This window comes from Pseudomonas taeanensis MS-3 (assembly GCF_000498575.2).
In the GTDB taxonomy this organism is placed as follows: Bacteria; Pseudomonadota; Gammaproteobacteria; order Pseudomonadales; family Pseudomonadaceae; genus Aquipseudomonas; species Aquipseudomonas taeanensis.
Window position 1 is genome coordinate 903,488 of record NZ_AWSQ01000001.1, and the last position, 25,789, is coordinate 929,276.

22 protein-coding genes and 1 pseudogene are annotated in these 25,789 nt (G+C 62.5%); 14 read left to right on the top strand and 9 right to left on the bottom strand.

Annotation, left to right across the window (positions count from 1 at the left end):
- Nucleotides 1-23 precede the first annotated feature (23 nt).
- A pseudogene (locus TMS3_RS24480) lies at nt 24-185 on the top strand (JAB domain-containing protein); the annotation flags it as partial.
- Between the two features lie 57 nt (nt 186-242).
- On the opposite strand, the gene TMS3_RS03880 reads toward TMS3_RS24480, so the two are convergent.
- Nucleotides 243-1,832: an ABC transporter substrate-binding protein gene (locus TMS3_RS03880; RefSeq protein ID WP_025163939.1), complete on the bottom strand. Its 1,590-nt coding sequence runs from the start codon at nt 1,830-1,832 to the stop codon at nt 243-245.
- Nucleotides 1,833-2,183: 351 nt separating this feature from the next.
- Between TMS3_RS03880 and rpmB the strand changes: the two genes are divergently transcribed.
- Together rpmB and rpmG are read left to right on the top strand one after the other, a co-directional pair.
- A complete protein-coding gene (gene rpmB / locus TMS3_RS03885) occupies nt 2,184-2,420 on the top strand; it encodes a 50S ribosomal protein L28 (protein WP_010489195.1) in 237 nt (78 codons plus the stop codon).
- A gap of 10 nt (nt 2,421-2,430) precedes the next feature.
- On the top strand, nt 2,431-2,586 hold the full coding sequence (gene rpmG, locus TMS3_RS03890; RefSeq protein WP_007894709.1) for a 50S ribosomal protein L33: 156 nt from the start codon (nt 2,431-2,433) through the stop codon (nt 2,584-2,586).
- 85 nt (nt 2,587-2,671) lie between these two features.
- On the opposite strand, the gene TMS3_RS03895 is transcribed toward rpmG, so the two are convergent.
- From TMS3_RS03895 to TMS3_RS03905, 3 genes are all read right to left on the bottom strand, one after another.
- Nucleotides 2,672-3,580, bottom strand: coding sequence for a haloalkane dehalogenase (locus tag TMS3_RS03895; protein WP_025163940.1), 909 nt, complete (start codon nt 3,578-3,580; stop codon nt 2,672-2,674).
- Between the two features lie 215 nt (nt 3,581-3,795).
- Nucleotides 3,796-4,161 (bottom strand): cupin domain-containing protein, encoded by a 366-nt coding sequence (locus TMS3_RS03900; RefSeq protein WP_025163941.1) that lies wholly within the window; start codon nt 4,159-4,161, stop codon nt 3,796-3,798.
- Nucleotides 4,162-4,183: 22 nt separating this feature from the next.
- Nucleotides 4,184-5,521, bottom strand: coding sequence for an aspartate aminotransferase family protein (locus tag TMS3_RS03905; protein WP_025163942.1), 1,338 nt, complete (start codon nt 5,519-5,521; stop codon nt 4,184-4,186).
- A 230-nt stretch (nt 5,522-5,751) separates the two neighbouring features.
- On the opposite strand from TMS3_RS03905, the gene TMS3_RS03910 reads away from it, so the two are divergent.
- Together TMS3_RS03910 and TMS3_RS03915 are read left to right on the top strand one after the other, a co-directional pair.
- Nucleotides 5,752-7,245, top strand: coding sequence for an aldehyde dehydrogenase (locus TMS3_RS03910; RefSeq protein WP_025163943.1), 1,494 nt, complete (start codon nt 5,752-5,754; stop codon nt 7,243-7,245).
- A gap of 152 nt (nt 7,246-7,397) precedes the next feature.
- On the top strand, nt 7,398-8,555 hold the full coding sequence (locus TMS3_RS03915; protein WP_025163944.1) for an MFS transporter: 1,158 nt from the start codon (nt 7,398-7,400) through the stop codon (nt 8,553-8,555).
- A gap of 55 nt (nt 8,556-8,610) precedes the next feature.
- Here TMS3_RS03915 and TMS3_RS03920 read toward each other — a convergent pair whose 3' ends face one another.
- Nucleotides 8,611-10,032 carry an aminotransferase-like domain-containing protein gene (locus TMS3_RS03920; RefSeq protein ID WP_025163945.1) on the bottom strand — a complete coding sequence of 474 codons (1,422 nt, stop codon included), beginning with the start codon at nt 10,030-10,032 and terminating at the stop codon, nt 8,611-8,613.
- Between the two features lie 172 nt (nt 10,033-10,204).
- On the opposite strand from TMS3_RS03920, the gene TMS3_RS03925 reads away from it, so the two are divergent.
- Complete coding sequence (locus TMS3_RS03925) at nt 10,205-10,453, top strand: DUF1127 domain-containing protein (RefSeq protein WP_025163946.1); 249 nt, start codon at nt 10,205-10,207, stop codon at nt 10,451-10,453.
- 53 nt (nt 10,454-10,506) lie between these two features.
- On the opposite strand, the gene TMS3_RS03930 is transcribed toward TMS3_RS03925, so the two are convergent.
- On the bottom strand, nt 10,507-11,820 hold the full coding sequence (locus TMS3_RS03930) for an NAD(P)/FAD-dependent oxidoreductase (protein WP_025163947.1): 1,314 nt from the start codon (nt 11,818-11,820) through the stop codon (nt 10,507-10,509).
- 174 nt (nt 11,821-11,994) lie between these two features.
- Here TMS3_RS03930 and TMS3_RS03935 point away from each other — a divergent pair, with 174 nt between their 5' ends.
- Nucleotides 11,995-12,348, top strand: a complete 354-nt coding sequence (locus tag TMS3_RS03935) for a YkgJ family cysteine cluster protein (RefSeq protein ID WP_025163948.1) — start codon at nt 11,995-11,997, stop codon at nt 12,346-12,348.
- 10 nt (nt 12,349-12,358) lie between these two features.
- On the opposite strand, the gene dadR is transcribed toward TMS3_RS03935, so the two are convergent.
- Nucleotides 12,359-12,847, bottom strand: a complete 489-nt coding sequence (dadR, locus tag TMS3_RS03940; RefSeq protein ID WP_025163949.1) for a transcriptional regulator DadR — start codon at nt 12,845-12,847, stop codon at nt 12,359-12,361.
- A 152-nt stretch (nt 12,848-12,999) separates the two neighbouring features.
- Between dadR and dadA the strand changes: the two genes are divergently transcribed.
- The 5 genes from dadA to TMS3_RS03965 all read left to right on the top strand — a co-directional run bounded on the left by dadA (nt 13,000) and on the right by TMS3_RS03965 (nt 19,137).
- Nucleotides 13,000-14,298, top strand: a complete 1,299-nt coding sequence (gene dadA, locus TMS3_RS03945) for a D-amino acid dehydrogenase (protein ID WP_025163950.1) — start codon at nt 13,000-13,002, stop codon at nt 14,296-14,298.
- A gap of 271 nt (nt 14,299-14,569) precedes the next feature.
- Entirely contained in the window at nt 14,570-15,658 is a 1,089-nt protein-coding gene (gene alr / locus TMS3_RS03950; protein WP_025163951.1) for an alanine racemase, read from the top strand.
- Between the two features lie 103 nt (nt 15,659-15,761).
- Entirely contained in the window at nt 15,762-16,310 is a 549-nt protein-coding gene (locus TMS3_RS03955) for a cupin domain-containing protein (protein ID WP_025163952.1), read from the top strand.
- 143 nt (nt 16,311-16,453) lie between these two features.
- A complete protein-coding gene (locus tag TMS3_RS03960; protein ID WP_025163953.1) occupies nt 16,454-16,876 on the top strand; it encodes a c-type cytochrome in 423 nt (140 codons plus the stop codon).
- A gap of 125 nt (nt 16,877-17,001) precedes the next feature.
- Complete coding sequence (locus tag TMS3_RS03965; protein ID WP_025163954.1) at nt 17,002-19,137, top strand: acetyl-CoA hydrolase/transferase C-terminal domain-containing protein; 2,136 nt, start codon at nt 17,002-17,004, stop codon at nt 19,135-19,137.
- Here the strand turns inward: TMS3_RS03965 and TMS3_RS03970 are convergent.
- A complete protein-coding gene (locus tag TMS3_RS03970) occupies nt 19,121-19,693 on the bottom strand; it encodes a xanthine phosphoribosyltransferase (protein WP_025163955.1) in 573 nt (190 codons plus the stop codon). The genes TMS3_RS03965 and TMS3_RS03970 overlap by 17 nt on opposite strands.
- Before the next feature lie 240 nt (nt 19,694-19,933).
- Nucleotides 19,934-21,943 carry a DNA helicase Rep gene (rep, locus tag TMS3_RS03975; RefSeq protein ID WP_025163956.1) on the bottom strand — a complete coding sequence of 670 codons (2,010 nt, stop codon included), beginning with the start codon at nt 21,941-21,943 and terminating at the stop codon, nt 19,934-19,936.
- Between the two features lie 176 nt (nt 21,944-22,119).
- Between rep and TMS3_RS03980 the strand changes: the two genes are divergently transcribed.
- Nucleotides 22,120-23,781: a putative bifunctional diguanylate cyclase/phosphodiesterase gene (locus TMS3_RS03980; protein WP_025163957.1), complete on the top strand. Its 1,662-nt coding sequence runs from the start codon at nt 22,120-22,122 to the stop codon at nt 23,779-23,781.
- 290 nt (nt 23,782-24,071) lie between these two features.
- A complete protein-coding gene (locus tag TMS3_RS03985) occupies nt 24,072-25,751 on the top strand; it encodes a putative bifunctional diguanylate cyclase/phosphodiesterase (protein WP_025163958.1) in 1,680 nt (559 codons plus the stop codon).
- Nucleotides 25,752-25,789: the final 38 nt, after the last annotated feature.

Here is a 25,789-nt window from a genome sequence, read left to right on the forward strand (position 1 = left end):
GCTCTTAGAACATAGACCATAAGACCCATAACCACCCCTCGGGCGTGGCTGAGCCGAGTCAGGCTGATCGAGTGCTGACGAAGCGCTTGAAGGAGGCCTTGGAGCTGGTCGATGTGCGGGTGCTCGATCACTTTATCGTCGGCGATGGTGAGCCGCTGTCGATGGCCGAGTATGGCTGGTTGTAACGGGCAGGGCTGGTTGCTGCTGCGGGAGCGGACTGGACGGCTCCCGCAGCAACCGCGTCATGGGGTGATGCGCACCTTGGCGAAATCCTGGCGGCCGAACGGACTGACTCGGTAGCCCGAGACCTCTTTGCGTGTCAGCGCATAGGCGGTGGGATGGGCCAGCGGCAACCACAGCGCCTGCTCCTGGATGATCCGCTGCGCCTGCTGATACAGCTGGCTGCGCTGCTGCTGATCGCTGGTGGTCTTGCCCGCGGCGATCAGTTTGTCCAGCTGGAGGTCGCAGTAGCGGGCGAAGTTCAGCCCTGACTCGAGCGAGGCGCAGGAGAATTGCGGGGTGAGGAAGTTGTCCGGGTCGCCGTTGTCGCCAGCCCAGCCCATGAACAGCAGGTCATGCTCGCCGGCTTTGGCGCGACGGATCAGTTCGCCCCATTCGATCACGCGGATCTCCGCCTGAATGCCGACCTCGGCCAGGTCCGCTTGCAGCAACTGGGCACCGAGACTCGGGTTGGGGTTCAGCAGGCTGCCCGAAGGGCGCGTCCAGATCGTCGTGCTAAAGCCATCAGCCAAGCCTGCCTCGGCCAACAGGCTGCGCGCTTTGGCGGGTTCGTAGGCGTAGCCCGGCAGGTCTTTGGCGTAACCCCAGGTGTTCGGTGGGTAGGGACCATTGGCGGGCTCGGCGCTGTCCTCGAACACCGCTTTCAGGTAGTTGCTCTTGTCGAAGGCCAGGTTGATTGCCTGGCGCACGGCAGGCTTATCCAGTGGCGGGTGCTGGCTGTTGAGGCCGACGAAGGCGGTCATGAATGCGTCGGTTTTTACGCTGTTGAGCGCTGGATCTTGCGCCGCGCTGTGCACATCTTGGGGTTTTGGCGACAGGGCGATGTGGCATTCGCCTCGGCGCAGCTTCTGCAGGCGCACATTGGCGTCTGGGGTGATAGCGAAGACCAGATCATCGACAGCCGGTTTGCCGTCAAAATACTCAGAGTTGGCGCTATAGCGCACCATGGCGTCTTTCTGGAAGCGCTTGAACACGAATGGACCGGTGCCGATTGGCTGACGGTTGAGCTTGTCTGGTGTGCCGGCCTTGAGCAGTTGCTCGGCGTATTCGGCGGAGTAGATCGAGGCGAAACCCATGCTCAGGGTGGCCAGGAAGGTCGCGTCGGGGCGATTGAGGGTGAAGCGCACGCGCTGGGCGTCGAGTTTGTCGATGCGCTTGATCAGGCTCGGCAGTTGCATCGATTGGGCGTGCGGATAGCCGCTTGGCGCGACCTTATGCCAAGGGTGTGCGGGGTCGAGCATGCGTTGAAAACTGAACAACACATCGTCGGCGGTCAGTGCGCGAGTGGGGGTGAAATAGTCGGTGCTATGGAAGTTGGCATCCTGACGCAACTGAAAGCTGTAACTCAGGCCGTCTTCGCTCACCATCCAGCTCTGCGCCAGGCTGGGTAGCAACTTACCGCTGGTCGCGTCGAACTCCACCAGACGGTTCATCAATACGTCAGCGGAGGCGTTGGTGGTGGTCAGGGAGTTGTACTGCACCACATCGAAGCCATCCGGGCTGGCTTCGGTGCAGACACTGAGGGTGGCCGCCTGCACGAACAAGGGGCTGAGCAACGGGGCACAGAGCAGTGAGAAGGCAATAAGGCGCATGGCAAGCTCCTGAGCAGCGCGGCACGCGTCCGCAAAAGACTTACCCTAGACCATAAGGCTGCGGCAGAACAATGAGCTTTGGCGACGAGCGGTCGTTAGTCGCTACGCTGCCATGGTGATGGTCTCTGCGCGGTAATGGCCGAGTGCTGGCGTTGGGCGAAAGTACACTCGTCCTTGTTGCAAGGTAGGCTTTCTGGTATAAAGCAGCGCTCTTTTCTAGGGGCCCGGTTCTTGCGCTTTCAGGTGTGGCCGGTAAGACCCTCGAGAAACGCGGCGCAGAGCGCCAATGAAATTAAAGTTTAAGCGGCCAACCCATGCCGGGTTGGGCATGTGGTTTTAGAGGGCTGAGGCATGTCGAGAGTCTGTCAAGTTACCGGTAAGGGTCCGGTAACCGGGAACAATGTTTCCCACGCACACAACAAAACCCGTCGTCGTTTCCTGCCGAACCTGCAGCATCACCGCTTCTGGGTTGAGTCTGAGAATCGCTTCGTACGTCTGCGCGTATCTGCCAAAGGCATGCGTTGCATTGACAAGCGTGGCATTGACGTAGTGCTGTCCGAGCTGCGTGCGCGCGGCGAAAAGGTTTAAGGAGTAAGTCATGCGCGAACTGATCCGTTTGATCTCGAGTGCCGGTACTGGTCATTTCTACACTACCGACAAGAACAAGCGCACCACTCCGGACAAAATCGAAATTAAAAAATTCGATCCGGTTGTGCGTAAGCACGTGATCTACAAGGAAGGCAAGATCAAGTAATTGATCTGGCTCCTTGCCGAAAAAGCCCGCCTTGATGGCGGGCTTTTTCTTGTCTGGAATTTGTTGAGCCGGCCTCTCGGGGCGGTTAGAGCGTGTCGCTAATGAACTGCACCACGACTTCGGCGAGTTTCTCGCCCTGGTCCTCCTGCAGGAAGTGGCCGCCATTGACGATAGTCGTGTGGGCCTGGCCGCGGGTGCCCGGAATCAACTTCTGCATGAGTTTGTCGCCGCCGGCGGTGATCGGGTCCGAATCACTGAAGGCTGTGAGAAATGGCTTCTGCCACTGCCCGAGCACGCTCCAGGCCGCACGGTTTTTTTCTGCTGCGGGGTCGTCCGGGGTAATGGGCACCAGTAACGGGAACTGACGGGCGCCTTCCTTGTATTTCTCTTCGGGGAAAGGTGCGTTGTAGGCGTCTATGACCGCCTGGGACAGTTGCGTGGTGGTCGCGCCCTTGATAATGCCGCCGGCGGGAAACTCGGGCACCTCCTGAGAGAATTTCTGCCAGCTCTTGAAGGCCGTGCCTGGATCGTGATCGCCCGTCGGCAGCATGGTGTTGGCGGCGACTACCCTGGCGAACCGGGAGGGGTTTTCCGCCACTAGGCGCAGGCCGATCAAACCGCCCCAGTCCTGGCAGACCAGGGTGATGTCGTCGAGCTTGAGTTGCTCTAGCAGCGACTGCATCCAGTCGACGTGGCGTTGATAGGTGTAGTCGTCACGCCGGCTGGGTTTGTCGGAACGGCCGAAACCGACCAGGTCGGGGGCGATCACCCGGTGCCCGGCCGCTACCAGGGTCGGCACCATCTTGCGATAGAGATAGCTCCAGGACGGTTCGCCGTGCATCAGCAGCACAGGGGCTGCTTCGGCCGGCCCCTCATCCAGGTAGTGCACCCGCAGCTGGCCGCCCTCGGTGTCATCCACCATCAGGTAGTGCGGAGCAAAATCGTAATCTGGAAGGTTGGCAAAACAGGCATCTGGCGTGCGCAAAAATTCCATGGGTCTCTCCTCGCAGATTTTAGAGTCACCATTCTGGTTTACCCCTGAGTCGCTGGGCAGTTAGTTAAGCACGCCGAATACGGCGCCATCACTCGTGCTGTGCATGGCATGCACACGGCGGGCTGCGACGGTGCTTGCTGCCTGGCTGATCCGGGCGCCGGCATAAAAAAGCCCGCGAGAGCGGGCTAAAGGGTGACGCATGAAGTCGCGGGTAATCAGTTGGCGGCTTGCTCGAAGATCACGTAGACCTTGCGGCAGGCTTCCAGTACCTCCCAGGTGCCGGAGAAGCCGGCGGGGATGACGAAGCGATCGCCAGCGCGCACGGTCTTGGCGTTGCCATCCTGGTCGCGCAACACGGAGACGCCCTGGAGGATCTCGCAGTACTCATGTTCGCTGTAGTTCACCGTCCATTGGCCGATCGCGCCCTCCCAGATGCCGGCGTTGAACTGGCCGCAAGGGCTGCCGTAGTGGTTGCGCACGCTTTGCTCGGGGTTACCCTTGAGCACTTTCTCCGGCGCGGGGCGATAGTGTTCGGGGGTGGTGTTGGTCTGGGCGAAGTCGAGGATCTGCTCGATGTTCATCTTGGGCTTCCGTGGCTGTCGGTTATTGGGCTTGGCGGATCGAGTCGGCGAGCTTCTCCACCAGGGTGTCGATCTGCGGCTTTTCCACGATCAGTGGCGGCGACATGGCGATGGTGTCACCGGTTACCCGTACCATCAGGTCGTTCTGGAAGCACTGCTCGAATACCTGATAGCCGCGCTTGCCGACACCCTGCTGGTTCGGCGCCAGTTGCACGGCGCCGACCAGACCGATGGCGCGAATATCGATGACATTGGGCAAGTCCTGCAAGCTGTGCAGGGCGTCTTGCCAGTAGCCTTCCAGTTCGATGGCCCGCTCGAACAGTTTGTCGCGGGTATAGATGTTCAGCGTTGCCAAGGCGGCGGCGCAGGCCACCGGGTGTCCAGAGTAGGTGTAGCCGTGAAACAGTTCGATGCCGTCCGGGCCCTGCATAAAGGCCTGGTGGATGTTCTCGTCGACGAACACGGCGCCCATCGGGATGGCGCCGTTGGTCAGGCCCTTGGCGCAGGTCATGATGTCCGGCGTGACGCCCCAGCGCTGGGCGGCGAAGGCCTTGCCAACGCGGCCGAAGCCAGTAATGACTTCGTCGAAGATCAGCAGGATGCCGTGCTTGCGGGTGATCTCGCGCAGGCGTTGCAGGTAGCCTACCGGCGGCAGTACCACCCCGGCAGAACCGGCCATCGGCTCAACCATCACCGCGGCGATGTTTTCGGCGCCGTGTAGACTGACCAGGCGTTCCAGTTCGTCGGCTTTCTCGATGCCGAACTCCGGCAGGCCCTTGTTGAAGGCGTTGCGCTGAATGTCCAGGGTGTGTGGCAGGTGGTCGACGCCAGGCAGTTGCAGTGGGAAGGCCTTGCGGTTGTTGACCATGCCGCCCACGGAGATGCCGCCGAAGCCGACGCCGTGATAGCCCAGCTCACGACCGATCAGGCGGGTGCGGGTGCCTTGGCCAATGGCGCGCTGGTAAGCCAGGGCGATTTTCAGCGCAGTATCAGCCGATTCCGAGCCGGAGTTGGTGAAGAACAGTTTGTTCAGGCCTGGCGGGGCGATCTCGGCCAGCCGAGTGGCTAGCTCGAACGGTAACGGGTGGCCCATCTGGAAGGTCGGGGCGAAGTCCAGCTTGGCAATCTGCTGGCTCACCGCTTCGGTGATTTCCCGACGGCCGTGACCGGCGTTGCAGCACCAAAGTCCGGCGGTGCCGTCCAATATTTTGCGGCCATCGTCGGCGGTGTAATACATGCCTTCGGCGCTTTCCAGCAGGCGTGGTTTAGCCTTGAACTGGCGATTGGCGGTGAACGGCATCCAGAAATCGTCGAGGGTGTTTGTTTTTCTGTTCGGTTGCGCGCTGCTTTCGAGGGTCATTCTGGCTGTCCGGGCACGTAAAAAGAGGTTTCATCGAGATTTCGCGCAGTCTATGTTTAATAAAATGAACATTTCAAGGGGCTTTTATCGCTCTTTGTCAAAAATATTGAAAATGTAGCGCCCTCTGGTTTAGTGTTGCCCGCAGAGCGGGGTTCGCCAGGGCCTTGCAGAATTATTGACAGTGTCCGCGCCTAGTTCGCGGCACTTTTTGACTGATAGAGGATGCTCGAATGACTAGCCTGACTCGTGCCGATTGGGAACAACGCGCCAAGACCCTGAAAATCGAAGGCCGTGCCTTTATCCATGGCGAATACTGCGCGGCGGTGTCCGGCGCGACCTTCGAGTGCCTCAGCCCTGTCGATGGTCGCCTGCTGGGGCAGGTGGCCAGCTGCGATCTGGCCGATGCCGAGCTGGCGGTAAAAGACGCTCGCGCCACTTTCGCCTCGGGTGTCTGGTCGCGCCTGGCGCCAGCGGCGCGCAAGAAAGTGATGATCCGCTTCGCCGAGTTGATCGATGCCCACGCTGAAGAACTGGCGCTACTGGAAACCCTGGACATGGGTAAGCCGATCAGCGATTCGCTGAACATCGATTTGTCCAGCGCGGCAGGCGCCATCCGCTGGAGCGGTGAGGCGATCGACAAGATTTATGACGAGGTGGCTGCCACCCCGCACGATCAATTGGGCCTGGTGACCCGTGAGCCGATCGGCGTGGTCGCGGCCATCGTGCCGTGGAACTTCCCGCTGCTGATGAGCTGCTGGAAGCTCGGCCCGGCGCTGTCCACCGGTAACTCGGTGATCCTCAAGCCGTCCGAGAAGTCGCCGCTGACTGCTATCCGTTTGGCCCAGCTGGCCATCGAGGCAGGCATTCCGGCCGGTGTATTCAACGTCCTGCCGGGCTTCGGCCACACCGTCGGCAAGGCCCTGGCCCTGCACATGGACGTCGACACCCTGGTGTTCACCGGTTCGACCAAGATCGCCAAGCAGCTGATGGTTTACGCTGGCGAGTCGAACATGAAGCGCGTCTGGCTGGAAGCGGGTGGCAAGAGCCCGAACATCGTCTTCGCCGACGCGCCGGACCTGCAGGCCGCTGCCGAGTCTGCGGCCGGCGCCATCGCCTTCAACCAGGGCGAGGTGTGCACCGCTGGTTCGCGCCTGCTGGTGGAAAATTCGATCAAGGACAAGTTCGTGCCCCTGGTGGTCGAGGCCATCAAAAGCTGGAAGCCGGGCAATCCGCTGGATCCGGCGACCAATGTCGGTGCGCTGGTCGATACTACGCAGATGAATAACGTGCTGAGCTACATCCAGGCCGGCCATGACGAGGGCGCCAAGTTGGTGGCTGGCGGCAAGCGGGTATTTGAGGAGACCGGTGGCACTTACGTCGAGCCGACCATCTTCGACGGAGTGAACAACGCCATGCGCATCGCCAAGGAAGAAATCTTCGGCCCGGTACTGTCGGTGATCGGTTTCGACTCCGCCGATGAAGCGGTGGCGATTGCCAACGACACCATCTATGGCCTGGCTGCGGCGGTATGGACCAGCGACCTGTCCAAGGCGCACCTGACCGCCAAGGCTCTGCGCGCTGGCAGTGTATGGGTCAACCAGTACGATGGCGGCGACATGACCGCGCCGTTCGGCGGCTTCAAGCAGTCGGGTAACGGCCGGGACAAGTCGCTGCATGCCTTCGACAAGTACACCGAGCTGAAATCCACCTGGATCAAACTGTAAGCGACAGGCAGGGTGGGCAGCGGCCCACAGCGTCAACTTAGGTCCGCCCCGTGATTGGGGCCGGCTCATCGAGCCAAACCTGCGGCCGGGTTTCCTTAGGAAACCCGGCCGTTTTGTTTCGTCTTGCGGCCACGACAAAAAGGAGTCTGGCAATGCGTTGGGGCACCTATTTCGCCGTCTGTTCGGCGGTCATCAGCATCGGCTTGGCGTTGGGTGTGACCATGCCGCTGGTGTCATTGCGTCTGGAGAGTTGGGGTTATGGCTCTTTCGCCATCGGGGTGATGGCGGCGACGCCGGCAGTCGGCGTATTGCTCGGCGCCTCGCTGGCTGGCCGGCTGGCTGGACGCTTGGGCACCACCGTGCTGATGCAGTTGTGTCTGCTGGTTGGCGCGCTGTCCGTGGCGCTGCTGGCGCTGGTGCAGGACTACGCGGTCTGGCTGCTGCTGCGCCTGTTGATCGGCGTGGCCTTGACGGTGGTGTTCATCCTGGGCGAGAGCTGGATCAATCAGTTGTCGGTGGAGAAGTGGCGCGGTCGTCTGGTGGCGCTGTACGGCACCGGCTACGCGCTGAGTCAGCTGTCCGGGCCGTTGCTGCTCAATGCCCTGGGCACGGACGGCGACCGCGCCTTCTGGACCGGCACCGGCCTGCTGATAGGCGGTTCGTTGCTGCTGCTGGGGCGTAGCGGGGCGCCCAGGGTCGATGAGCGCAGTGCTTCCGCCCGCGGCCTGGCGGCGTTCTGCCGCAGCATGCCGGCGATCGCCTGGGCGGTGGTGCTGTTCGCCGCTTTCGAGGCGATGATGCTGACCCTGTTGCCGATCTACGGCCTGCGCCAGGGGTTTACCCAGGAAGTGGCGCTGTTCATGGTCAGCGTGGTGGTGGTCGGCGATGCGGCACTGCAGTTGCCGATTGGCTGGCTGGCCGACCTGATGTCGCGGCGCACACTGTTTCGCGGCTGCGGCCTGGTGTTGCTGCTGTCGAGCCTGAGTATTCCGCTGCTCCTGCACACGCCGCTGATCTGGCCGGTGTGGGTGCTGTTCGGCGCCAGTGCCGGCGGCTTATTCACCTTGTCGCTGATCCTGATTGGCGAGCGCTTTCGAGATGACCAACTGGTGCGCGCCAATGCGCACGTCGCGCAGCTGTGGGGGATTGGCTGTTTGATCGGCCCACTGGCAACCGGCGCGGCGAGCCAGTGGATCAGCGGCCATGCCCTGCCGCTGTTGATGGCGGCGGGCGCGGCGGGCTTTGTCTGGCTGGCGTTTGTCGATACCGGACTGGAGGGCAAGGCCCAGGTGGGTGTGTCGAGCAACTGAGAGCTGCTGCTCAGCGAGGTGCGTGAGCCGACAGGGTGGCGCGCGTTGGTTGTTCTCAGTGGTCGCTGTCGAGCAACTGCGCCACGGTCGCGCCGACAATCCGTACCGCCTCCTCGAGGTGCGCGTCAGGCTTGGCCGCGTAGTTCAGGCGCAGGCAGTTGCGGTACTTGCCGGCGGCGGAAAAGATGCTGCCGGGGGCGATCTGGATCTTGTGCGGCAGCAAGGCGCGGTTCAGCCGTTGGCTGTCGAATGCGCTGTCCAGTTCGAGCCACAGCATGAAGCCACCGTGCGGTTGGCTGATCCGCGTGCCGACGGGAAAGTAGCGGCGGACCCAGTCGGTCATCAGGTCACGGCTGCGCGTGTACTGGCTGCGCATGCGGCGCAGGTGCGGCTCGTAATGGCCGCTTTCGATGAATTCCGCCAGGGCCAGTTGCGGCAGCTGCGCGGTCATGCCGGTGCCGATGTACTTGAGGTGCAGCACTTTTTGCAGATAACGCCCCGGGGCAATCCAGCCGACGCGCAGGCCTGGAGCCAGGGTCTTGGAGAAGGAGCTGCAGAGCAGCACGCGACCATCGTCATCATAGGATTTGATGGTGCGCGGTCGTGGGTAGCTGTAGGCCAGCTCGCCGTAGACGTCGTCCTCGATGATGGCCACGTCGTAGCGCTGAGCCAGGGTCAGCAAGGCACGCTTGTTGGCCTCCGGCATGATGTAACCCAGTGGGTTGTTGCACGTCGGGGTGAGCTGGATGGCCTTGATCGGCCATTGCTCCAGGGCCAGCTCCAGCGCCTCCAGGCTGATCCCGGTCAGCGGATCGGTAGGCAATTCCAGGGCTTTCATGCCGAAGCCCTTGAGAGCCTGCATCACCCCGTGAAAGCTCGGCGAGTCGACTGCGACGATATCGCCCGGCTGGCAGGTGGCGCAGATCGCCGCCGACAAGGCTTCGTGGCAGCCGGTGGTGATGACGATGTCCTGATAAGGAATCTGACAACCGGAGTCCAGCAGCAGGCGTGACACCTGTTCGCGCAAACCCGGGTCGCCATGGATGCAGCCGTAGCTCAGCTCTGCCACCGACTGTCGGCGGCCCAGGCGCGACAGCGAGCGCAGCAGCGGTTTCAGGGTCGGGCTGCTGATATCCGGCATGCCGCGCCCGAGTTGCAGCACGTCACTGCCGGGCGGGATGCTGATCAGTTCCAACACGTTATCCCACTGCGAGACATCCACCGGCCGTTGCACGCTGCGGTTGATCTTCGGCAAGGCCAATTTCTGTCGGTTGGGCGGTACGAAATAGCCGGACTTCGGCCGTGGCGTGGCCATGCCCTGATCTTCCAGGTGCCGATAGGCCTGCTGCACCGTGCTCAGGCTCACGCCATGTTCGAGGCTCAAGGCGCGCACCGAGGGCAAGCGATCGCCCGGGCGGTACAGACCTTGCTCGATCCGAGCACCAAGCTGTTCGGCCAGATCGACATACAGTGTCATGACAGATGCCTCGTGATTGAGGAGAGGACCCATACAGATGCTGGGGAAAACTTCGATTCAGTCGCAGCAGGCGACTATCTGTATGGAGTAAATAACTATTTTCTGAATCTGTCATGCTTTTTGCGAATTGGCCATCATCATCTCCCATAGCGCGTCTAGCCAGGAGACGGAGATGAGCGGGTTCAATGAGGTAGAGCTGGCCTTGCGTCAGCAGGATCTGTTGGATGAGGTGCGGTTACGGGTGGTGGCGAGCAGCACGGCCGAGGGGCGTGAGTCCGGCCAATCGCGCTGGGCGCTGTTCTGGCGGAGGCTGAGCACCCGTCGAGCCTTGCTGTCACTGACTGCCGAGCAGCTGGCCGATGTTGGCCTGAGCCGGGAGCAGGCCCTGCGTGAGGCCAGGCGACCTTTCTGGACGCTCTGAATCAGCTTGCGCGGCAGATTCAGAGTCGGTTCCTCGCCGGTCATCGGCAGGCCTCAGAGCAGCTCTTTCAGGCGATGCCAGAGCATGCCCAGCGCCAGCAGCGGTGAGCGCAAGTGCTTGCCGCCGGGGAAGGTCATGTGCGGCACCCGGGCGAATAGATCGAAGCCTCGGCTGGCCTGGCCGGCAATGGCCTCGCCGAGCAGTTTGCCGGCCAGGTGGGTGGCGTTAACCCCATGCCCGGAGTAGGCCTGGGCGTAATAGACGTTGGCCTGATCCTTGAGTCGACCGATCTGCGGCAGGCGGTTGGCGCCGATGCCGATCATCCCGCCCCACTGGTAGTCGATCTTCACGTCGTTCAGATGGGGGAACACAGCCAGCATTTTCGGCCGCATATAGCCGGCGATATCCGCCGGGTCGCGACCCGAGTAGTGGCAGGCACCGCCGAACAGCAGGCGGCGGTCGGCGGACAGGCGGTAGTAGTCGAGGGCCACGCGCTGGTCGCAGAGCGCCATGTTTTGCGGAATCAGGCTGCGCGCCTGCGCTTGGCTGAGCGGCTCGGTGGCGATCACATAGCTGCCAGCGGGCAGCACCTTGCCGCCGAGGGCCGGGTTGAGCTGATTGAGGTAGGCGTTGCAAGCGAGCACCAGATGGCTGGCGCGGACCACACCCTGAGCAGTATGCACCTTGACCTCACGGCCATAGTCGATGCGGGTGACCGCCGAATTCTCGAACAGCTGCACACCCAGTGCCTGAGCGGCAGCGGCTTCGCCGAGGGCCAGGTTGAGCGGGTGCAGGTGGCCCGAACCCATGTCGATCAAGCCGCCGACGTAGCGGTCGGAGCCGACTACCTGATGCATCTGTTCGGCTTGCAGCAGACGCAGTTCGTGACGGTAGCCGAGGGCCTTGAGCTCGGCCATGTCCTCGGCGAAGCCGGCGAGGTGACTGGGTTTATTGGCCAAGTCGCAGTAGCCCCAGGTCAGGTCGCAGTCGATCTGAAAATGTTCGACCCGGCGACGGACGATGTCCACGGCCTCCAGGCCCATCAGTTTGAGTTCGCGCACTCCATCGGCGCCTATCACCGACTCGAACTGCTCGACCCCATGACCGACCCCGCGAATCAGTTGACCGCCGTTACGCCCGCTGGCGCCCCAGGCGATCTTGTGCGCTTCCACAAGAATCACCGAGAGGCCTTTCTCGGCCAGTTCGATCGCCGTGTTCAGCCCGGAGAAGCCGCCGCCGACGATGCACACATCGGCCCGCAACTCGCCGCTCAGGGGCGGGAAGTCCAGCTGGCGATTGACGCTGGCGGCGTAATAGGAAGCGGCGTGCTGGGTGGTGTGAGCGGGCTGGCGAACGCGGGCGTTCATGTGCGAAATCCTGATTATTGTGTTTGTAAAATTTTACGAAGCATAAGCGTGGTCTTTGTCTGTCGCCAAGGGCTGCGTGAAAAAAACTGGATTTTCGTCGGTTCCCCCGGCGATCTGCCGTGATCGGGGCGAGGGTCGGGGTAACATGCGCGGGATTTTTCCAGGACGCCGCCGATGAGCTGTACCAACCACAAGATCGATCACTTGCGTCTGCAGATTCCGCGCTTCGACTGCGTGCCCGGTTGCCACGACTGCTGCGGGCCGGTGACTGCCTCGTCCGAGGAAATGGCGCGTCTGCCAGTAAAAAGCGATGCCGCGCACGAGGCGGCACTGGTCGAGTTGAACTGCGTGCACCTCGGTCCTCAGGGCTGCGAGGTGTACGACCAGCGCCCGCTGATTTGTCGGCTGTTCGGCACCACCAAGAGCCTGCCGTGCCCCCATGGCCGTGGGCCGGAGCAGCTGACCGAGCCGCGCACCGAGCAGCAGGTGCACCGGCTGATCGCCAGCACTCGTCAGGTATTGGTCTAAGTCTGCGGCGCTACTCCGGCACCGGCAGGCTCAGCGACTCCTTGACCTCCTCCATGACGATATAGCTCTTAGATTCGCGGACATGCGGCAGTTTGAGCAGGATGTCGCCGAGCAGCTTGCGGTAGCTGGCCATTTCGTTGATCCGCGCCTTGACCAGATAATCGAAGTCGCCGGAAACCAGGTGGCATTCCAGTACATGGGGCAGCTTGAGCACGGCGCGGCGGAACTCCTCGAAGGTGTCGCCGGACTTGTAGTCCAGGCTGATCTCGACGAACACCAGCAGGCTGGCCTTGAGGTTCTGCGGGTTGAGGCGGGCGTGGTAGCCCATGATGATGCCTTCGCGCTCGAGGCGGCGCACCCGCTCGGTGCAGGGCGTGGTCGACAGGCCGACGCGCTCGCCCAGTTCGGTGAAGGAGATGCGTCCGTCTTCCTGGAGGATGCGCAGGATATTGCGGTCGATCTTGTCCAGCTCACGCCGGCTTTGATGCTGGGTACGCATAGGGGGGCTCCAAGAAAACGGTTTTCGACAAGAACTATAGCCAAATATAGCTTTATATATAGTGAAAGACACTGGCTAATGCTCAATATACTGCGCGCATCAACTCTCAAATAGAACAAACGCCAGCGCATAGTCGCGGCGAGGAGTGAACGATGCGGGTTCTGGTGCTTGGTGGCGGTGTAATCGGTACAGTCAGTGCTTACTACCTGGCGCGCCAGGGCTTCGAAGTGGTGGTGGTCGACCGCCAGCCTGCCGTGGCCCAGGAAACCAGCTTCGGCAATGCCGGTCAGGTTTCTCCCGGCTATGCCTCGCCTTGGGCCGCCCCTGGGGTCCCGCTGAAAGCCATCAAGTGGTTGCTGCAAAAGCACGCGCCGCTGGCGATCAAGGCTACCGCCGATATCGACCAGTACCTGTGGATGGCGCAGATGCTGCGCAACTGCACCGCCAGCCGCTACGCGGTGAACAAGGAGCGCATGGTGCGTCTGTCCGAGTACAGCCGCGACTGCCTCGACGAGCTGCGCAAAGAGACCGGCATCAGCTATGAAGGTCGCACTCTGGGCACCACCCAACTGTTCCGCACCCAGGCCCAGGTGGACAACGCCGCCAAGGACATCGCCGTGCTGCAGCAGTCCGGCGTGCCGTTCGAACTGCTCGACCGCGACGGCATTGCCCGCGCCGAGCCGGCCCTGGCCGGGGTCAAGCACAAGCTGGCCGGCGCCCTGCGCTTGCCCAACGATCAAACCGGCGACTGCCAGATGTTCACCCGCAAGCTGGCCGAAATGGCGCAGCAGATGGGTGTCGAGTTCCGCTTCGGCCAGCAGATCGAGCGCCTGGATGCAGTCGGCGACAGGATCAACGGCGTGTGGATCGACGGCAAGCTGGAAACCGCCGACCGCTACGTACTCGCCCTTGGCAGCTACAGCCCGCAGCTGCTCAAGCCGCTGGGCGTGCGTGCCCCGGTGTACCCGCTCAAGGGCTACTCGCTGACCGTGCCGATCACCAACCCGGATATGGCGCCGACTTCGACCATTCTCGACGAGACCTACAAGGTCGCCATCACCCGTTTCGACCAACGCATCCGCGTCGGCGGCATGGCCGAGATCGCCGGTTTCGATTTGAGCCTCAACCCGCGCCGGCGCGAGACCCTGGAGATGATCGTCGGTGATCTTTATCCGCAGGGTGGCGACCTCAGTCAGGTGGATTTCTGGACCGGCCTGCGCCCGGCGACCCCGGACGGTACGCCGATCGTCGGTGCCACCGGTTTCCGTAATCTGTTCCTGAACACTGGCCACGGCACTCTGGGCTGGACCATGGCCTGCGGCTCCGGCCGCTTCCTCGCCGATCTGATGGCTAACAAACGCCCACAGATCAGCGCCGAAGGCCTGGATATTTCCCGCTATAGCCGCTCCAGGGAAACCGCCAAGCAAGCCAGTCCAGCGCCTGCCCACTGAGTGGGCGGATAATTTCATGGCGACATTGGTCGGCAGCCCCGGAACACCCTGGTCTCTACTGGGCTGATGCTGTCTGAGATCGGCGCCGATGCGCTTCGGTGTCGAGGCCAGAATGCACACCCCCGAGGTGCTGGTGGAAACGATAGTGGCTGTACAGCGACCCGCATGGATGTGGAGCTGCCGCTAATCCGTCTGGCGCGGAGGCGCTCCTGACCCCCGTCTGGCAGCTGGCGCTGCCGGGTTTTCTTATCACTCGCTAGAAGTCCGAATTATGCGTCCAGCCCGTGCTCTGATCGATCTGCAAGCCCTGCGTCACAATTACCGTTTGGCCCGTGAGGTGTCCGGCGCCAAGGCGCTGGCGGTAATCAAGGCCGATGCCTACGGCCACGGCGCGGTGCGTTGTGCCCAGGCGCTGGCGGACGAGGCGGACGGCTTCGCCGTGGCCTGTATCGAGGAGGCGCTGGAGCTGCGCAACGCTGGTATCCGTGCGCCGATTCTGCTGCTGGAAGGTTTCTTCGAGGCCGAAGAGCTGGCGCTGATCGAGCAGCATGACTTCTGGTGCGTGGTGCATTCGTTGTGGCAAGTGGACGCCATCGAACGGGCCGCACTGAGCACGCCGCTGCGTGTCTGGCTCAAACTGGATTCCGGCATGCACCGTGTCGGTTTGCACCCGGCCGACTATCAGGCGGCTCATCGCCGTCTGCTGGCCAGCGGCAAAGTGGCGAAAATTGTCTTGATGAGTCACTTCGCCCGCGCCGATGAGCTGGGCTGCCCGCGCAGTGCCGAGCAGGTCGCGGTATTCGAGCAGGTACGACAAGGGCTGAGCGGCGAAGTCAGCCTGCGCAACTCGCCGGCGATTCTCGGTTGGCCGCAGCTGTTTCCGCAACAGCAGGCCAGCGACTGGGTGCGTCCCGGGATCATGCTCTATGGCGCCACCCCGTTCGATCAGGCGCAGGCCACGGCGGCACAGTTGCAGCCGGTGATGACCCTGGAGTCGAAGATCATCTGTGTGCGTGAACTGCCGGCCGGTGAGCCTGTGGGTTACGCCGCTCGTTTCGTCACCGAGCGGCCGACCCGCGTTGGCGTGGTCGCCATGGGCTATGCCGACGGCTATCCGCGGCATGCCCCGACCGGTACGCCGGTGGCGATCGACGGCCAGTTGAGTCGGTTGATCGGCCGGGTGTCGATGGACATGCTCACCGTCGATCTCAGCGATCTACCGCAAGCGGGTCTGGGTAGCCGGGTCGAATTATGGGGCAAGCAAGTGCTGGCCAGCGATGTGGCCGCCTGTGCCGAGACCATTCCGTATCAGCTGTTCTGCAACCTGCGCCGGGTGCAGACCGTCTATCTCGGGAGTTGAGTCAGCATCTGGGAAGGGTTTGTGAACATAGGTGTTGTAAATACTGAACACTGTTGCGATGATGCGGACTCTTTTCCGTATCTTCCCGAGGGGGACTCCAGCATTGGACGTCGGTATTCGACTGCAATCCATTCGCAAGCTCAAAGGTCTGTCGCAGCGTGAACTCGCCAAACGTGCAGGGGTCACCAACAGCACCATATCGATGATCGAGAAAAACAGCGTCAGCCCCTCGATCAGCTCGTTGAAGAAAGTGCTGGCGGGCATTCCCATGTCCCTGGTGGAGTTCTTCTCGCAGGAGTCAGAGCAGGATAATCACACTCAAGTCGTCTACAAGGCCGACGAGTTGATCGATATTTCCGACGGCGCCGTGACCATGAAACTGGTCGGCAAGGCCCACCCCAGCCGCGCCATCGCCTTCCTCTCGGAAACATATCCGGCGGGTGCCGATACCGGCGGCGACATGCTCGCCCATGAAGGCGAGGAGGCCGGTATGTTGGTCGAGGGCCGCCTGGAACTGACCGTGGGCAGCGAGACCTATGTGCTCGAAGCGGGCGACAGTTATTACTTCGAGAGCAGCAAACCGCATCGCTTTCGGAACCCCTTCGATACGCCCGCCAAGCTGATCAGCGCGACCACGCCGGCGAATTTCTAAGTAGCCTTTGATCCTGAGTAAGCCGTCTGGCGAATAACCCTGCGACATTCTGGGTTGTTTCGGCCCGGCGGGCTTCTCGCTATACTGTCGCCCGCTCGCGAACCGTGGCCGCGGGCGTGACTAGCCACGATGAGGGTGTACCCGTGAACCTAATTAACAAGATCCTGGTAGCACCGGCTGCCGTGTTGGCTTTGTGGGCAGCGACTGCTCAGGCCACGACCGACGAGGCAATTGCCGAGCGCCTGAAGCCGGTTGGCGAAGTCTGTGTGATGGGCGAGGAGTGCAAGGGCGTCGGCGCGGTTGCCGCGGTCAGCGGTGGCGGTGCGCGCACTGGCGACGACATCATTGCCAAGTACTGTGGCGCTTGCCACACCCCCGGCATCCTGGGTGCGCCGAAGATCGGCGACACTGCAGCCTGGAAGGCCCGCGCGGATAAAGAAGGCGGCCTCGACGGGCTGTTGGCCAAGGCCATCTCCGGCATCAACGCCATGCCGCCGAAGGGCACGTGTGGCGATTGCTCGGATGACGAGCTGCATGCCGCGATCGAAAAGATGTCGGGTCTGTAAGCTGAGCCCGCAGTGAAAGAGCCGCCTTCGGGCGGCTTTTTGCTGTGTGTGGCCGACAGTGCAGCAAAACCGCGTGCAGCGCAGTCCAACCTGACATCGCCAGGGATGTCGTCAGGAGTAGCCAGATGCCACAGTTATGTTCCATCGAGCAAGCCATCGACTGTGTGCTCGACGAGATCGAGGGGCCGATCCATCTGGGCCTGCCATTGGGCCTGGGCAAGCCGAACCGCTGGGTCAACGCCCTGTATGCGCGGCTCAAGCAGCTGCCGCAGCGGCAGCTGACCATCTACACGGCCTTGTGCCTGGGGCGCCCGCGCGCCTCCCAGGACTTGCAGCGACGCTTTCTCGACCCGTTCGTCGAGCGCGTCTACGGCGATTATCTCGAACTGGATTTCCTCGCCGACCTGCATCACGACAGCCTGCCGGCGAACGTGCGGGTCGAGCAGTTCTTCTTCCAGCCGGGCAGCCTGCTGGACAGCCCCTCGGCCCAGCAGGATTACATCAGCAGTAATTACAGCCATGTCGCCCGCGACCTCAACGACAAAGGTCTGAACTTACTGGCCCAGCTGGTGGCGTGCGATCCGCAGCGCCCGCAGCATTTCAGCCTGAGCTGCAACCCGGACATCACCCTCGATCTGCTGCCGCTGCTGGCGAAACGCCGCGCGGCGGGCGAGCGCATTGTCTGCCTGGCGCAGGTGCACGAGGCGCTGCCCTACATGGCTGGCGCGGCGGAAGTCGCGCGCGAGCGCTTCGATGTGCAGGTGCGGGACGTGGAGCGCAGCACGCTGTTTTCCACGCCGAACATGCCGGTCGCGCTGCAGGACCACTGCATTGGCCTGCACGCCAGTAGCCTGGTGCGCGACGGCGGCACCCTGCAGATTGGCATTGGCGCGATGGGCGATGCGCTGAGTGCGGCGCTGCTGGCCCGGCACGACGACAATGCCACTTACCGAGCCGGCCTGGCGGACCTGCAGGGCGAAACCTGGGCCGTGCCAATCGCCAAACTGGGCGGTCTGGAACCCTTCGCCAAGGGCCTGTACGGCTGCAGCGAAATGTTCGTCAACGGTTTGTTGGCGCTGGCCGAGGCCGGGGTAGTGCGGCGCCAGGTGTACCCTGACCTCCGCGTGCAGCAGCTGGCCGTCGCCGACGCGTTGGACGCCCAGGGGCGGCCGCATAGCGTGCAGGCGTTGCTCGACGCCGGCCTGCCGGCCCGCGTGGACGCCGCAGCCCTGGCCTGGATGCAGGGTAGCGGTCTGCTGGACGCGTCGCTGCAGCTGTGCGGCGACCAACTGCAGTTGCCCGACGGCCGTCAGCTGTCTGTCGACCTGACGGATCCGCAGTCCCAGACCGCTCTGCAGGAGTACTTGGGCCCGGTGCGCGGCGGCGTGATCCTGCATGGCGGCTTCTTCCTCGGTCCGGCGGACTTCTACCAGCGGCTGCGCGAGATGAACCGGGAGCGGCTCGGGCGCTTCGCCATGACCGGCATTTGCTTCGTCAACCAGTTGTATGGCGATGAGCCACTCAAGCGCCTGCAGCGCCGCGACGCGCGCTTCATCAATACGGCATTCAACATGACCCTGCTCGGCGCTGCGGTGTCCGACCAGTTGGAGGATGGGCGGGTGCTCAGTGGGGTCGGCGGGCAATACGATTTCGTCGCCCAGGCCCATGCACTGGAGGGCGCGCGCTCGATCCTGTTACTGCGCAGTTGGCGCGAGTCGGCCGGTCACCTCAGTTCGAATATCGTCTGGAGCTATGGCCATGTCACCATTCCTCGACATCTACGCGACATCGTGGTGAGCGAATACGGCATCGCCGACCTGCGTGGCAAGACCGATGCCCAGGTGATCGAGGCGCTGCTGGCGATCAGCGATTCACGCTTCCAGCCCGAGTTGATCGAGCAGGCGCAGCAGGCGGGCAAGCTGGCCAAGGACTTTCGCCTCGATCCGCGCTTCGCCGACAATCGTCCGGAGCGCTTGCAGGCCGTGCAGGCGGGGCATCCCGACCTGTTCATCGAGTATCCACTGGGCAGCGACTTCAGTCGCGAGGAACGCGACCTGTTACGCGCGCTGAACTGGCTGAAAGGCAAGTTCAAGCTCAGCGAAGCGCTCGAGCTGGGCAAGGCTGCTCTGGACGCGCCGCCGGCGGACGATTTCGCCCGGCACTTGGAGCGTATGGGCCTGGCGCAGCCGGACGGTTGGCGCGAAGAGTTGTATCAGCGCCTGCTGTTGGCGGGCCTGCATGCGACTATTCCAGAAAGCTGACCTGACCATCGGCCAGCGAACTGATGCGCGCCAGGGACTCGACCCGGAAACCCTGCGCGTCGAGCTGGGCACGGCCGCTCTGGAAGGATTTCTCGATCACCACGCCAATGCCGGCGATGCTCGCGCCCGCCTGCTGAATCACTTCGATCAATGCGTTGGCTGCGTGCCCGTTGGCCAGGAAGTCGTCGATCACCAGCACGTGATCGGCGGCGGTCAGGTGCTTGGCCGAGATGGCGATGGTGCTTTCTGTCTGCTTGGTGAAGGAGAACACCTTGGAGGTCAGCAGATCGTCCTTGAGCGTCAGCGACTGATACTTGCGGGCGAAGATCACCGGCACACCCAGTTCCAGGCCGGCCATCACCGCCGGGGCGATGCCCGAGGCCTCGATGGTAACGATCTTGCTGATGCCTTGGCCGGCGAAGCGCTGAGCGAACTCGTGGCCGATCTGCTGCATCAGCACGGGATCGATCTGGTGGTTGAGGAAGGCGTCGACCTTGAGCACCTGTTCGGACAGTACGATGCCTTCTGCCTGGATCTTCTGTTTTAGCGCTTGCATGCAGTCACCTTCCTTCTCTGTGGTTTCGCGTAGCCCGGATGCAATCCGGGGTCGAGTTCCCCGGATTGCATCCGGGCTACGAAATCAGTCTATTTGTTATGGCCTGCCATCCTTGGCTGCCACCCTGACGGGCCGTCGCTGCGCGATGTTAAAAATAGCTCCAGGCTATTTTTTATGGTCTGCCGTCCCTGGCGACCACCCTTCGGGCCAACGCTGCGCGTTGTTAAAAATGATTCCCAATCATTTTTTCAGCATGGCGCGCATGTTGGCCAGCGCCGAGTTGCCGGTGGCGGCCTTTACCTCTGGGGGCGCGTCGTCCTGGCCTTCCCAGACCAGGTCTTCGGGTGGCAATTCGTCTAGGAAGCGGCTCGGCGAGCACTCGATGATTTCACCGTATTGCTTGCGCTTGGCGGCGAAGGTCATGGTCAGGTTACGCTTGGCTCGGGTGATGCCGACGTAGGCCAGGCGGCGTTCTTCCTCGACCGTGTCGGCCTCGATGCTGGAACGGTGCGGGAGGATTTCCTCCTCCACGCCAAGGATGTACACCGAGGGATATTCCAGGCCCTTGGAGGCGTGCAGGGTCATCATCTGCACGCCTTCGGCGCCGTCCTCTTCTTCTTGCTGGCGCTCGAGCATGTCGCGCAATACCAGCTTGCCGATGGCGTCCTCGATGGTCATGTCGCCGTCTTCGTCGCGTTCCAGGGTGTTCTTCAGGGCCTCGACGAGGAACCAGACGTTGCCCATGCGCGCGTCGGCGACCTTGTCGCTGGAGGCGTTCTGCCGCAGCCAGCTCTCGTAGTCGATGTCCATCACCATGCTGCGCAGGGCGGCGATCGGGTCGTTCTGTGCGCATTCCTGGCGCACCCGGTCCATCCAGCGCTTGAAGCGTTGCAGGCGTTCGGTGAAGCGTGCATCCAGGGTCTCGCCCAGGCCCAGTTCGCCGGCGGCGGCATACATGCTGATCTTGCGTTCGGTGGCGTAGTTGCCGAGCTTTTCCAGGGTGGTGGAGCCAATCTCGCGGCGCGGTACGTTGATCACCCGCAGGAAGGCGTTGTCGTCGTCCGGGTTGACCAGCAGGCGGAAGTAACTCATCAGGTCCTTCACTTCCTGACGGGCGAAGAAACTGGTGCCGCCACTCAGGCGATAAGGAATCTGGTGGTGCTGCAGCTTCAGCTCCATCAGCTTGGCCTGGTAGTTACCGCGATAGAGGATCGCGTAGTCGCTGTAAGGCCGTTGGGTGCGCAGGTGCTCGGTGAGGATCTCCAGGGCCACCCGTTCGCATTCGGCGTCCTCGTTGCGGCAGCGAATCACGCGGATTTCGTCGCCCATGCCCATCTCGCTCCACAGCTGCTTCTCGAAGGCGTGGGGATTGTTGGCGATGAGGATGTTGGCGCACTTCAAGATGCGGCTGGTGGAGCGATAGTTCTGCTCGAGCATCACCACCTTCAGCGAGGGGTAGTCCTCTTTCAGCAGCATCAGGTTTTCCGGACGCGCACCGCGCCAGGCGTAGATCGACTGATCGTCGTCGCCGACCACGGTGAACTGGTTGCGCATGCCGACCAGCAGTTTCACCAGCAGGTACTGGCTGGCGTTGGTGTCCTGGTATTCGTCGACCAGCAGGTAGCGGATGCGGTTCTGCCACTTTTCCAGTATCTCGGGGTGCTCCTGGAACAGCTTCACCGGCATCAGGATCAGGTCGTCGAAGTCCACTGCGTTGTAGGCCTTCAGCGTGCGCTGGTAGTGCAGGTAGACGATGGCCGCGGTCTGTTCCTTGGGGTTGCGCGACTCACTCAGGGCCTGGTCGGGCAGGATCAGGTCGTTCTTCCAGCTGCCGATGTAGTTCTTCACTTCATCGATGCCGTCGTCGCCTGCGTACTCCTTCTGCATGATGTCGCTGAGCAGTGCCTTGATATCGCCCTCGTCGAAGATCGAGAAGCCTGGCTTGTAGCCCAGCGCCGCGTATTCCTTGCGGATGATGTTCATGCCCAGGTTGTGGAAGGTGGACACCGTCAGGCCGCGCGCCTCGGGACCTTTGAGCAGGCTGCCGACGCGCTCCTTCATCTCGCGCGCGGCCTTGTTGGTGAAGGTCATGGCAACGATGTGGCGGGCCTGGATGCCACAGTTCTGCACCAGATGGGCGATCTTGCGCGTGATCACGCTGGTCTTGCCGGAGCCTGCGCCGGCGAGCACCAAAAGAGGGCCGCCGACGTAGTTCACGGCTTCCTGCTGCCGGGGATTGAGTCGGGACATGCTGAAATCAACTGGGGAAAAAGGCCGGAGATTCTATCAGGGTTGCGCCCAGGAACAGGACGAGCCTGCGATGATCGGCAGGTAAACGGCGCTATACAAAAAAATTCTCGTCATGTATTAGATAAGTGCGTCTATAACTTAAAGTGATTTATTAGAAGACGAGCTGTGGAGGTCGTGTGTTCCGCCAAACCGATTTCTCGCGATTGCTTATTCTGGCAACCGATCCAGACTGGGTGAGAGTGCTGGATAAGCTGCTGGCTGAGCAGCTGGAGCCGGTTTGGTTATGTGTCGCCAGCAGCTGGGATGATGCCCCGCGCCAGTTTCGCGAGGAGTTGCCCGATCTGTTGTTTGCCACCCCCGAGTGCCTGCCCGAGGCCGGGCAATGCCCGTTGTCACCGATCCTGCTGCTCGATACTGCGCCGAGCCAGTTACCGGCCAACATCGACGACTGGTTGGCGCGTGACAGTCTGAGCGCCGAGGTGCTGCAGCGTTGTCTGCATTACCGGCAGCAACTGTCGACTCAGCAGCACCTGGCGACCCAGGATTCGCTCACCGGCATCGTCAATCGCCAGGGTTTCCAGGCGCAGTTGCAACAACGCCTGCAAGTGAATCGCGGCCGCGGTCTGCTGTTGGGCTATCTGGACCTGGATAACTTCAAGCATGCCAATGACAGCCTCGGTCATCGGGCCGGCGATGAACTGATTCAGCACGTGGTCGACCGGCTGAAGTCCGTGCTCGAACCGCAGGATTTGCTGGGCCGCATTGGCAGCGATGAATTTGCCCTGCTGCTGGATGCCAGTGCTGCGCCGACGCGGATCGAGGTCCTGCAACAGGCGCTGCTGGACTCGCTGGCCGAGCCGTACTGGATTCAGGGCGAGAGCCTGACGCTGGGCTGCAGCCTGGGCCTGGCCTACAGTCGCGCCGGAGAGGACGCCGATGCACTGTTGTGGCACGCACACGTCGCCATGCAGCAGGCCAAGAGCCGCAAAGGCTGCACCTATCACCTCTACGATCAGCGCACCTCCAGCGAGGTGCGCAGTTTGGTCGATCTGGAAGGCGAGTTGCGCCGAGCCTTGCGCCGTGACGAGCTGGAGCTGCATTACCAGCCGCGCCTGGATCTGGCCAGTGGCGAGATCGTTGGCCTCGAAGGGCTGGTGCGCTGGCGTCATCCGGATCGGGGCCTGCTCTACCCCCTGGACTTCATCCCCCTGGCCGAGCAGTGCGGGCTGATCGTGCCTCTCGGTTACTGGGTCATCGCCCGCGCCCTGGAGGACTCGCGCTGGCTGAGCGAGCGCTGCTTGACCCTGCATATGGCGATCAATCTGTCGTTCAGTCAGTTTCAGGACAGCCAGTTGCTGCCCACGGTGCAGCGATTGATTGCCGGCTCCGGAGTCGACGCCCGCTGGTTGGAGTTCGAACTCACCGAAACCGCAGTGATGCAGCGCAGCGATTATGTGCTGGACACCATGCAGGTACTGGGCGATCTAGGTGTGCGTTTCTCCCTGGATGACTTTGGCACCGGCTTCTCCTCCTTCGTGCATATCGCCAGCCTACCGATCGCCTTGCTCAAACTGGACAAAAGCTTCGTCTCCGGTATGCATGGGCGACCGGAGCAGTGTCGCTTGGTCAACGCCATGATCAACCTGGCGCGCAACCTGGGCCTGGAAGTGGTGGCAGAGGGCGTGGAATCACAGGCAGAGTTGGATCTGCTCGAGCAGTACGGCTGCGATCAGGTGCAGGGCTATTTGCTCAGCAAGGCATTACCGCTGGATGAGCTGGAGCGGTTTTTACTCCAGCGGCGGAACCACTCCAGCGCTCAGGTCGCGGCGTTGAGCTAGCTCTAAACCGGCATTAACAGGCGTACTTTTGCGCGTCCTCCCAACGAAATCTCTTCCCCCGTATGACGTCGCTCACAGGATGCGCCGAACGCGCTGGCCAGCAGGCTCTGCACTTGCTTAATTGGGCGACGCTGTGGGCTCAGGTCGCGATGTGTCGCGAATGACGCGTGCAGTCGTTAGCCAGAGAACCCGCGCGGGCCTGCGCGGGTAGACGCAAAGCGTCCCCAGGGGCTCGCCCTGTGCTGCAATCAAGGAGCTGGCGAATATTCACCATGACCACGGGAGGTCGCTTGCCAGCGCCGCTAAAACCTTTGCGCCTGTTGCTGCTGGCCGACGATCCGGCTTGGCTGGAGCTGTTGCGACAGTATTTGGCGATTCTGGGAGGTGCCTTGTCGCTGATCAGCGCACCTTCCTGGGCAGCCGCCAGCAGCCTGTACGATGATTCCCACGCGGTGCTGTTGCTGAGCACCCCGGAACGCCTGCCGGCGCCCGGCAGTTGCGTCTTGCCGACCGTACTGCTGCTGGAGCAGGAGCCCAGCGAGCCGCCGCTCGGGGTCAGCGATTGGCTGGTGCGCGATCAGTTGTCCGTGGATGTACTGCGGCGTTGCCTGCGCTATGTGCGCGAGCAGGGCCGGCTGAAAGAGACCCTGCGCTGTCTGGCGGAGCAGGACGTGCTAACCGGTATCGCCAACCGTCAGGGCTTCCAGACCCTGCTGGCTGCGCGCCTGGCCGAGTGCGGGGGGGCGGGCCTGACTCTTGGCCACCTTGATCTGGACAATTTCCGGCATGCCAACGATGCCCTCGGCTACCAGGCCGGCGACCGCCTGATTCTGCAGGTGGTGGCGAGACTCAAGGCGCTGTTGCAGGACGGCGACCTGCTCGCTCGCCTGGGCAGTGACGAGTTCGCCCTGCTGCTGGACACCCGTCAGGTACCACGGCGCGCCGAGCAACTGGCCGAGCGTATCGGCGAAGTACTCGGCGAACCCTATTGGGTCGATGGCGAGAGCCTGCTGCTCGGCTGCAGCCTGGGCCTGGCCCATGCGTGCGAGGATGTTGGCGCCGATCCGCTGATGTGGCACGCGCATACCGCCATGCTGCAGGCCAAGAGTCAGCAGGGCTGCAGCTTCCATGTCTACGACGAGCGGCTCAGTCGCAGCGAACGCAGCCAGGCCGAGTTGCAGGGCGAATTGCGTCGGGCACTGCGCCGCGATGAGCTGGAATTGCACTATCAGCCCAGGCTGTGCCTGCAAAGTGGCCGCATCGTTGGCCTGGAAGCCCTGGTGCGTTGGCGTCATGGCGAGCGTGGGTTGTTGGCGCCGAGCGCGTTCGTGCCTCTGGCCGAAGAGAGCGGGCTGATTGTGCCGCTCGGCTACTGGGTCATGTCCCGTGCCCTGCGCGATATGCAGTGGTTGCGGGGACGCGGTCTGCCGGCGTTGCATATGGCGGTCAATTTGTCATTCCGCCAGTTTCAGGACAGCCAGTTGTTGCCGACGCTCAGCCGCCTGATCGAAGAACGCGGAGTCGATGCCCGGTGGTTGGAGTTCGAGTTGACCGAAACGGCGGTGATGCGTCGCAGCGATCAGGTACGCCAGACCATGCTGGCGCTCGGTCGCCTCGGGGTGCGTTTCTCCCTGGACGACTTCGGTACCGGGTTTTCTTCCTTCGTGCACCTGAACAATCTGCCGATCGCCCTGCTGAAGATCGACAAGAGCTTCGTCGGCGGTATGGGTGAGCACCCGGAGGACTGTCAGCTGGTCCGAGCGATGATCAACCTGGCACACAACCTCGATCTGCAGGTGGTCGCCGAGGGCGTGGAAAGCGCCGAGCAGTTGGCCTTGTTACGTCAGTTCGGCTGCGATCAGGTGCAAGGTTTCCTGATCAGCAAGGCGTTGCCGCGCGATGAGTTAGCGGCGTTTTTGCACGTGGGCATGGCGCAGTCATCGCTCGGCCTGCCCAGCCCGCTGGGCTAGGCGCCTACGCTTGACCCGAGCAAACAATAGGCCTGAAA